We start from the raw sequence: 8,607 nt of genomic DNA, 5'->3' as shown, positions 1-8,607 counted from the left end.
CCCAAAGGCAACACTTTCATTTTTAAAAGTGTCAACCTCTAAGGGTATTGTACGAAGTTGGTTGCTTCTGCTTTTAAATTTCGTTGCAGCGTTCGTTTGCTAATGCCTAATTTCTTGGCCACATCATCAACACCGGCAAAGCCGCGCGGCAGTAATGAAAATCGCAACCGAGTACTACGCCGCTTCATTCCCAAAGGTCAACCGACTGATGAGATTACCGATGATGAATTGATTCAAATTAACTGGTATTTGAATTCCCGACCACTCAAATGTTTAAATTGGCGAACACCGATTGAGATCTTTTTGCGTAATCTGCGTTACTAAATTTATTCAAGTTATTTCTTGCAATCTGCCAAATGAAAAGGAAAAGTATATTATTCTGGCTAAATATAAACGTCCCATCCTTGATGAACTAGCCAAACTAGGCATTGATTACAGTTTCATCTACCCTGAAGATCATGCTAAGAAAGCCGAAATGATTAAAGATAAATATTTAGGGCTATAAGCTATGGCGGCTTGAATGGCTAGCATCCCCCACGGGTGAGTTAAAAATAGGCATTAAGCGTTCAAAACTTTTGAATGCTTAATGCCTTTTGTATGTGTATTGGACTCATTTCCTTTTACAAATGAATAATTTGGATCGTTCGCAAATGACGCGTGAGTTTACTATCCGCTTCCAATTGAGCAAGCGTCCGCGATAATGTTTCGGGGGTTGTCCCAAGGTATGAAGAAAGGTCCTTGAGTTTCAAGGGTAGCTTAACTTCCGAACTCTGTTGATCAACCATCAATTGTTTCAGATAAGTCACTACCCGTTCTTCAATGTTTGGCAGTCCCATCAGCCGTGTTTGCTGACGAAGACTTTCAATCATTGCCGCCTGTCCTGCCATTAGTTTTAAGGCAATTTCGCTTCGGTGGTGAATCAATTGGATAAAGTCTTGCCGATTAAGAATACAGATATCACTGTCTGTAGTCATTTCTACATAACTACTATGGTTGGCAACCCCCAGGAGCCAGGTTTCACCAACATAATCACCTGTCTTCAGCATTCGTTGCACCCGTTCTTCACCATCTTCACTTAGTTGGTACATTCGACCATGGCCACTTTTTACAATCACTAACCGGTCATCCTTGTCTGGACTCACAACAATTGTTCCGCGCTTAATACGCTGGTGATGAACCAGCTGTTCCACTTGGCGCTGGCGTTCTAAACTTAACTGATTAAAGAGCGGAACCAGGTGAACACAAAGTTCTTCTTTCATTAGAGTATCCTCCATCATTTAATGTTAGAAGTCATCATCTTCTTCAGTATACAACCCCGTCCGTAAATCATGCCCCAAGAAGCGCTGGGTTAAAGCAATTTGCTTTTTGATCCATGACAATAATTCCGTTAAATCTACTGCTAATTCAGACCATTCTTCTTTATTGCCAAGAGCAATGGCCTTCGTGATAAAGAGAATCTGCGTGTCAAAATCCTTTACCAAGGCAAATAATTGGTCATCCCCTGGCAAATACTTATCAGCACCATTTTCTTCTAGCATGGTAAATTCACGAAACTGATCCGTCGTCGTTGGGATACTCTCACCATTCTGAACTAGCAGCTGATTCAGGTGATTAAATGCTTCCTGTTCATGCGCAATCCAATCATCGCCATATTGGGATAAAAACAATGCCGCATTCCCTTTCGTAAATAGCTTTGCCTGACTAATCTTTAGTGAATGAATTAATAAGTTGGCAATGATATGACCCGTCATCGCCCCTGCCGTTGGTGTATGGTGATCAATATCGCTCTGTTTTAGTTCCTGTTGATACTGTTCTTCACTAGTCATCTGATAGCCCCTTTACCTTAATTCCCTGAACCGTGTAGCCCATTTTTTCAATATTTGCTTGAACATCATCGGGTGAAGCTTTGGCCAAATCTAGTGTAAATTTAACCTTTCCCGCATTGAACAGTACCTTCACGTCATCGGTCCCGTCAATGCTTTCAACACTTTTTTGAATCTTAGCTAGGCATGATGGACAAGTTAAACCATCAAGTTTCATCACTACTTTTTCCATGGTTATCACTCCTTTGTTATTTTCATTGTAATTTAGCCACCGTAAATAAAAATTGATTGTCATCAATTTTGAGAAATTCGTTTCATCAATCGCATACTGTTCAAAATAACAATCAGAATACTAAGCTCATGGATCAGCATTCCTGATGCCATTTCGATATAACCAACAAAAAGTCCAATAAACAATAGCACTACCGTCAGTAAGGCAATCAAGATGTTTTCATTCATATTGGTAATGGTTCGCCGTGCCAAGCGAAAACTGGTGACTAGACTATTCAGATCTGATTTCACAAGTACTAGGTCGGCTACATCCATTGCAACATCAGTACCGGAACCCATTGCTACTGCAACATCAGCTGCGGAGAGTGCCGGACTATCATTAATCCCGTCACCAATAAATGCGATCCGATGACCGTCAACCTGTTGCTGTTTGAGATAGTCAGCTTTCCCTTGAGGAAGCATCGCTGCGTGAACTTCATCGATTGGCAGGTTAGCTGCGATCTGATGAGCGGTTCCTTCATTATCGCCAGTCAACATTATGAGTCGTTTGACCCCTAACGCTTTTAATTGTCGTAACGCCGATTGTGCCTGTGATCGTAACTGATCTTTGATACCAAAGATTGCCAATTCATGGTGATCCATGCTGGCAAAAATAACAATCGAATTTCCATCACTCGTCAGTTGATCAATGAGTTGGTCGAGAGTTGAACTGGTACCTAATAAGTCTTTAATCAGGGTTGGATTACCTAATAAGTACTCACCTTCACCAATTTGCGCTCGGATTCCCTGTCCCTTAATCGTTTGAATATCGGTTGGCTGATAATCGTACTTCCTATCTAGCTTGCTAATTGCTTGTGCCAACGGGTGGTCCGATCGTTGTTCAACTGCTACCGCTTGATCAATAATCGTCTGTCGGTCTCCGTTCAGAACATTGACACTAGTAACAACTGGCTTCCCGACAGTTAAGGTACCCGTCTTATCAAAGGCAATCGCGTCAATATGCTTCATCCGGTCCATGACATCGGAACCCTTAAAGAGAATCCCCTGACGAGCACCATTACCGATTCCAGCAACAGTAGATGCAGGGACACCAATCACAAGCGCACCTGGACAACCAAGAACCATTACGGTAATTGCTAACCGCACGTCTCGTGTAATCAAGCCAACCATAATTGCTACCAATAGCACAACTGGCGTGTAATAACGGGCGAAGCGATCAATAAAGCGTTGCGTCTTCGCTTGCGAATCCTGAGCTTCTTCCACTAGTTCAATAATTTTACCGAACGTAGTATCTTCGCCTGCCGCGGTAGTATTCACCGTCACCGTCCCATTTTCCAAAATGGTTCCCGCAAAAACTGCATCTCCAGGATGTTTCTTAACTAACCGGGACTCCCCAGTAATACTAGCTTCATTTAGAACGGCAGTCCCAGTCTTGATCGTGCCATCGACTGGAACCTGATTTCCGGTCTTAATCAAGACCATGTCCCCTGGATCAATGAAGTCCACATCCTCATCACTGGTATTGCCATCTTCATCAATCACCACCGCGGTTTGAGGAGCAAGTTCGGTTAGTTGCTTAATTGCCGACCGTGTCTTCCTTAAAGTAGCGTTTTCTAATACCTCACCAACCATAAAAAGCCAGGTAACAATCGCCGCTTCGTTATATTCGCCAATGATAAACGCACCGATCACCGCAATACTGACGAGAACATCAATCGATATCAGCCGTACCTCTAATGACGAGATGGCTGTGAATAAAATCGGCAATAGACCGATGACCCCTGCAATGGCCATTAGGATCTGATACATTAAGTTATTTGAGCTGATAAAGCGAAAAGCTTCTGCCAGAATTAATAAAACGGTCAAGCCGATCACCAATGCTTGCCGTTGCTCAGTCAGGAATCGTTGTACTTTTACCATATCGGTACCTCCTTTTACTGTCCTTAGTATAAGAAAAGAAGCTAGTAAGTTACTTGACCGTCATCAAGTTTGGTAATTTCGCGGTTTGTAAAATTAAGTTAGAAAAATAAAAAGCCATTTGTGGTAGACTTTTGAATACCCATACATCAAAAGAAAGGACACCACAAATGACCTACCATCATCTTACCATAGACGAACTAACGATGATCGCTAATTTTCGTGACCAAGGAGTAAAAGCCTACCGAGCTGCCAAACTTTTGCACCGGAGCTTAGAAACCGTCTACCGAGTTTATCGCTTTCTGGCCGCCGGCCACACGCTCCAAGAGTATTGCCAACACTATCGTAAAAACAAGGCTCATTGCGGTCGGAAGGCCATTCAATTGCCCACTGATGAGGTAACTTATATCAAAGTCAAAGTGGCTCAAGGCTGGACGCCAGACACAATTATGGGACGCGCTGAACGGCCACTCAGCTGTAGTATGCGGACGCTTTACCGCCTTTTTAAGCGGGGCAATTTTGATGTGCGGACCTTGCCGATGAAAGGAAAGCGTCGCCCCAATGGTTACGTAGAACGGCGGGGGAAGGCCGGTCAACTTGGCCAAAGCATTCACCAACGGGCTGTTGACTTTCCCAACTTTAACCGTGAATTCGGCCACCTTGAAGCCGACACCGTCCAGGACAAAGGACATCAGGGCGCCGTTATGACTTTGGTCGAACGGATTTCCAAAGTCGAAGTGATTCTTAACGTCCATAGTAAGACGGCCACCAGTGTGATCCAGCACTTACAGGAATGGCTGGCAAAGTTTCCACCCCACTACTTCAAGTCGATTACCTTCGACAATGGGAAGGAGTTCGCTGACTGGCGAGCAATTGCCAACCAATTTGACCTCCAGACCTACTTTGCCGAGGTGGGGGCACCTAACCAACGGGGGTTAAACGAGAACAACAACGGCCTTCTGCGGCGCGATGGACTCCACAAAGGTCGCGATCTCCGCCACCTAGCTGATGAAGAGGTTGCTCAAATAATGAGCTACCGGAACAACATTCCTCGCAAGTCATTGGGCTATCAAACACCTTACGAGGTATTCATGAAGTATATCACTGATGAGCAACTACTTTTTTTCTAACTTAAATTGACATTTTGTGACAAGAAAAAGCGGAAGCTCCTTTTACTCAAAAATGAAATAATTTAGTTATACCTTCTGTTAACTTTTTTAAAAGGTGACCGTACTAAAAGTAATATTTTGGAAGGATCGATTCCCGCTAGGTGGTTATTTTGAGGTGCTAAGTGGTTAGGAAAACCCGCTACCACCCCTACTAAAATGCGTTCCAGATCGACAGGTCCGGCTGTAAGCCAACGGACTTAAGACCCCCAATCCATAAAAAAAGCTCCTCGTCACCAGCTCATTTGCCGGTAGTAAGGAGCCTTAGTCTATCCTAGCCTTCTTTTGTGAGAGCTTTTTTCTGCCAACTTCGTTTTCCACATTCCGGGCATTTCATATACCTTGTCCGTCCCCTATGCATCGCAAGAATTGTCTGCCAGTAAGTAGGGACATATCTGTGGTGGCAATTCTGGCATTCATAATAGCCGGCCGTTTGTTCAATCCCCACGGCGATCAAGGCAACCGTAAGGATAATCACGAGTGCAAACCCGGTGAGTAAAATTCGTAGCCAAACCGGTATCTCTATGAATGCCGCCACTAACACCATGGCCAACCCAGCAATCAGAGCCGGATAAGAAAGCCAGTATTCCATCCTAAGCATCTGGCGGTTCTTTTTCTCAACCTCTTGCCTCATCGCCAGCAGGTTTGCCTCTGCCCGTCTGTCATATGCCTCGGTCATAATTCTTTCGCCCGACAGAAGTTCGTTGACGTTAATCTTTAAAAGATCACAAAGCTCCAACATGAGCCCTGAATCAGGCATCGACTTGCCTGTCTCCCATTTTGATATTGCCCGATCACTAATTCCGAGCTTCTCAGCAAGGTTTGCCTGAGTCATGCCCAATTCTTTTCTACAGGATGCTATGAATTTTCCAATTTTGATTTGATCCATATCGGGCCCTCCTTTCATGACTCAAGCATAACTGGAACCATCGTTTTTTTTACACAAACTGTAGGTTGAGTCCGCTAAAATCAGATCTTTTCCAAGGCCTTGAGCGTGACTACTCGTCACGCTCAAGGACAGAAACGCTCTCCACATGGGTCGTTTGTGGAAACTGATCAACGGGCTGAATTGGTTTGGTAACCTGATAGCCCACCGCCGCCAAGCGCTGCAAATCGCGCACCAAGGTGGCCGGATTGCACGACACATAGATGATCTTTTGCGGGCCCATCACCCCGGCGGCTTCAATTAAGCTTTCTGCCAACCCCTTGCGCGGTGGGTCGACGATCAACACATCTGGCTTCAGCCCGGCGGCTTGCCACTTGGCCATCTGTTCTTCAGCCTTGCCAACCACAAATTCAGCGTTATCAATTCCGTTTAAGGCCGCATTCTGCTTGGCATCGGCAATCGCGGCCGGTACGATTTCAACCCCGTAGACCTTTTTGGCGTGCTTAGCTACCGCCAAAGAAATCGTCCCGATTCCACAATAGGCATCAATCACGGCCTGACTACCGTCCAATTTGGCTTGCTCAATTGCAGTTTGATACAGCTTTTCGGTTTGTTGGGGATTAACCTGGTAAAAGGATAGTGGGGAAATCTTAAAGTCGATCCCCAAGAGCTGATCATTAATCGTGGCTTGGCCCCATAAGACCCGGTTCTGATCCCCCAATAGCTTATTCGTCTGCTTTTCGTTAATGTTCTGGACCAAACTCTTTAGTTCTGGCACGGCGGCAACAATTTCAGCTGTCAGGGCTTGTTGGGCTGGCAAGTGCTTGGTCTTGGTAATCAAGACCACCATCACCTCGTGGGAATAATACCCCCGCCGGACCATCACCGTCCGGATCACGCCGCGCCCGGTTTGTTCATCATAGGCTGGAATCTGGTGGCGGCGTAAAACATCCCGGACCGCCACGATCGTTTGGTCAATCACCGGATCTTGAATCAAAAAGTCTTCAATTGGCACCAAATCATGGCTGCCCCGCTTGTAAAACCCGGTCTCTAAGCGTCCCCGGATTAATTTCACCGGCACTTGGGCCTTGTTGCGATAACGCACAGGGGTTTTCATCCCCAAGGTCGGTGCCACTTCCAACGGCAGATGGGCCTTGGCTAGGAGGTCGACCAGCAACTTCTGCTTAAACTTCAGCTGGGCTGGATAACTTAAATGCCCCAAGGGCGCAATCCCGGTCTGCAAGTAGCGCTGATCGGCCAGCTCAACCCGGTCGGCACTCTTGGTTTGCCAAGCCAGCGCCCGCCCCCAAGCAAAGTTCTTACTAACTTTGGTGACGACGTACTCAATCGTTTCCCCCGACAGGGCGTTCGGGATAAAAATCGGGTAATGGTCAACTTTGATCACCCCGTTGCCTTCGTAGGTCAGATCCGTTACGGTCCCCGTGCGGTGTTCGTTCTTGTGGACCGGTAGCTGTAACTTCATGCGTGATTCCTCCTGTTTTCCTATGTACGCAAAAGAGCTGGGAAAATCCCAGCCCTTCTATTCTACTAAGTTCCCGGTGGAATGTCCAAACTAGTGGGCCGTTTGATCCGCTAGTTCATCAACCCCGCGCACAAAGTCGTCTTCATACTTCTTCATATCGGCCGTCAAGGCATCATTCGGAATTTCGTCCAGGTTGGCGATTACTTCCAAGTGTTGCTTGAGGTTGACAAAGTGCATTGGCGCATCGCCACCGTACTCGCCATCGAGGTTGATCATTAAGCGATCTTGGTCGTCTAGCGGGGTGACCATGACGTCCTTGGCCTTAGCGTAAATAATCCGCGGATCATCCACGTGCGTTCCCTTTAAAGCCTTGGTCATCAGCTGCAACATCCCCACCAGCGAGCTGTCCTTGACGATAATTAAAGAGAAGTTCCCGTCATCAAGGGAAGCATCGGGAACAATCTGTTCAAAGCCCCCCACCGAATTGGTCAAGGCCAAAAAGATCGTCGAAGCCTTGCCCCGGAATTCCTGGCCGTCGTATTTGATGCTCATCTCAACCGGCTTGATCTGGGGCAATAATTCAGCCCCCTTGGCAAAGTAGGCCGCATAGCCAAACAAAGACTTCATTTGCGACGGAACTTCATAGGTCAACTCCGTTAAAGTTCCCCCCGCCGCAATGTTCATAAAGTAGTTGTCATTGGCCTTGCCGACATCAATCTTAAAACGGTTGTTGGCCTTGAGAATCAACTTCGCGGCCGCAATTGGGTCCTCACGCGGTACCCGCAGGGCCCGCGCATAGTCATTGGTCGTGCCGGCCGGGATCACTGCCAAGGTAGGACGCTGTTTTAACCCCGCAATCCCGTTGATAACTTCGCTTAGGGTCCCATCACCCCCGGCCGCCACAATCAAATCAAAGCCCTCCTTGGCCGCCCGGGTGGCTTCATTTTTAGCCGAATTAGGTTCCGGCGTCGTTGCATAGGCGCTGGTCTCATACCCCGCCTGTTCGTAAACAGCCAGGATGTCCACCAGGTCGCCACGCAATGCTTCCCGCCCCGAAGTTGGGTTATAGATAATTCGCGCGCGTTTGTGCATGACCATCCC

General features: G+C 46.6%; 8 protein-coding genes and 1 pseudogene. 2 read left to right on the top strand and 7 right to left on the bottom strand.

What is annotated here, in order from left to right; genetic code table 11:
• Window positions 1-144: 144 nt before the first annotated feature.
• A pseudogene (locus FC43_RS10910) lies at window positions 145-324 on the top strand (IS30 family transposase); the annotation flags it as partial.
• Window positions 325-620: 296 nt separating this feature from the next.
• Here the strand turns inward: FC43_RS10910 and FC43_RS07905 are convergent.
• The 4 genes from FC43_RS07905 to FC43_RS07890 all read right to left on the bottom strand — a co-directional run bounded on the left by FC43_RS07905 (window position 621) and on the right by FC43_RS07890 (window position 3,974).
• The gene (locus tag FC43_RS07905) at window positions 621-1,259 is read right to left on the bottom strand and encodes a Crp/Fnr family transcriptional regulator (protein ID WP_019206002.1); all 639 of its coding nucleotides are present in this window, start codon (window positions 1,257-1,259) and stop codon (window positions 621-623) included.
• Between the two features lie 24 nt (window positions 1,260-1,283).
• Window positions 1,284-1,826: a hypothetical protein gene (locus tag FC43_RS07900; protein ID WP_056955274.1), complete on the bottom strand. Its 543-nt coding sequence runs from the start codon at window positions 1,824-1,826 to the stop codon at window positions 1,284-1,286.
• Window positions 1,819-2,055, bottom strand: a complete 237-nt coding sequence (locus FC43_RS07895) for a heavy-metal-associated domain-containing protein (RefSeq protein ID WP_056955273.1) — start codon at window positions 2,053-2,055, stop codon at window positions 1,819-1,821. The genes FC43_RS07900 and FC43_RS07895 overlap by 8 nt, the downstream gene beginning before the upstream one ends.
• Window positions 2,056-2,117: 62 nt before the next feature.
• Window positions 2,118-3,974, bottom strand: coding sequence for a heavy metal translocating P-type ATPase (locus FC43_RS07890; protein WP_056955272.1), 1,857 nt, complete (start codon window positions 3,972-3,974; stop codon window positions 2,118-2,120).
• Between the two features lie 167 nt (window positions 3,975-4,141).
• Between FC43_RS07890 and FC43_RS07885 the strand changes: the two genes are divergently transcribed.
• Window positions 4,142-5,101, top strand: a complete 960-nt coding sequence (locus tag FC43_RS07885) for an IS30 family transposase (protein WP_056955271.1) — start codon at window positions 4,142-4,144, stop codon at window positions 5,099-5,101.
• Window positions 5,102-5,411: 310 nt separating this feature from the next.
• Here the strand turns inward: FC43_RS07885 and FC43_RS07880 are convergent, their stop codons facing one another.
• From FC43_RS07880 to FC43_RS07870, 3 genes are all read right to left on the bottom strand, one after another.
• Window positions 5,412-6,026, bottom strand: a complete 615-nt coding sequence (locus FC43_RS07880; protein WP_056955270.1) for a helix-turn-helix domain-containing protein — start codon at window positions 6,024-6,026, stop codon at window positions 5,412-5,414.
• A 109-nt stretch (window positions 6,027-6,135) separates the two neighbouring features.
• Window positions 6,136-7,506 carry a 23S rRNA (uracil(1939)-C(5))-methyltransferase RlmD gene (gene rlmD / locus FC43_RS07875; protein ID WP_056955269.1) on the bottom strand — a complete coding sequence of 457 codons (1,371 nt, stop codon included), beginning with the start codon at window positions 7,504-7,506 and terminating at the stop codon, window positions 6,136-6,138.
• 90 nt (window positions 7,507-7,596) lie between these two features.
• Window positions 7,597-8,598 (bottom strand): diacylglycerol kinase, encoded by a 1,002-nt coding sequence (locus tag FC43_RS07870; RefSeq protein WP_019206009.1) that lies wholly within the window; start codon window positions 8,596-8,598, stop codon window positions 7,597-7,599.
• Between the last annotated feature and the right edge of the window lie 9 nt (window positions 8,599-8,607).

The organism is Limosilactobacillus ingluviei DSM 15946 (genome assembly GCF_001435775.1).
In the GTDB taxonomy this organism is placed as follows: Bacteria; Bacillota; Bacilli; order Lactobacillales; family Lactobacillaceae; genus Limosilactobacillus; species Limosilactobacillus ingluviei.
The sequence above is the reverse complement of the archived record's forward strand: the minus strand, read 5'-3'. Positions and strand labels throughout refer to the sequence as shown.

Bases quoted from the DNA above. Each gene is read 5' to 3' on its own strand.
- FC43_RS07905 (WP_019206002.1), bottom strand. From the start codon at position 1,259: ATGAAAGAAGAACTTTGTGTTCACCTGGTTCCGCTCTTTAATCAGTTA.
- FC43_RS07900 (WP_056955274.1), bottom strand. From the start codon at position 1,826: ATGACTAGTGAAGAACAGTATCAACAGGAACTAAAACAGAGCGATATT.
- FC43_RS07895 (WP_056955273.1), bottom strand. From the start codon at position 2,055: ATGGAAAAAGTAGTGATGAAACTTGATGGTTTAACTTGTCCATCATGC.
- FC43_RS07890 (WP_056955272.1), bottom strand. From the start codon at position 3,974: ATGGTAAAAGTACAACGATTCCTGACTGAGCAACGGCAAGCATTGGTG.
- FC43_RS07885 (WP_056955271.1), top strand. From the start codon at position 4,142: ATGACCTACCATCATCTTACCATAGACGAACTAACGATGATCGCTAAT.
- FC43_RS07880 (WP_056955270.1), bottom strand. From the start codon at position 6,026: ATGGATCAAATCAAAATTGGAAAATTCATAGCATCCTGTAGAAAAGAA.
- rlmD (WP_056955269.1), bottom strand. From the start codon at position 7,506: ATGAAGTTACAGCTACCGGTCCACAAGAACGAACACCGCACGGGGACC.
- FC43_RS07870 (WP_019206009.1), bottom strand. From the start codon at position 8,598: ATGCACAAACGCGCGCGAATTATCTATAACCCAACTTCGGGGCGGGAA.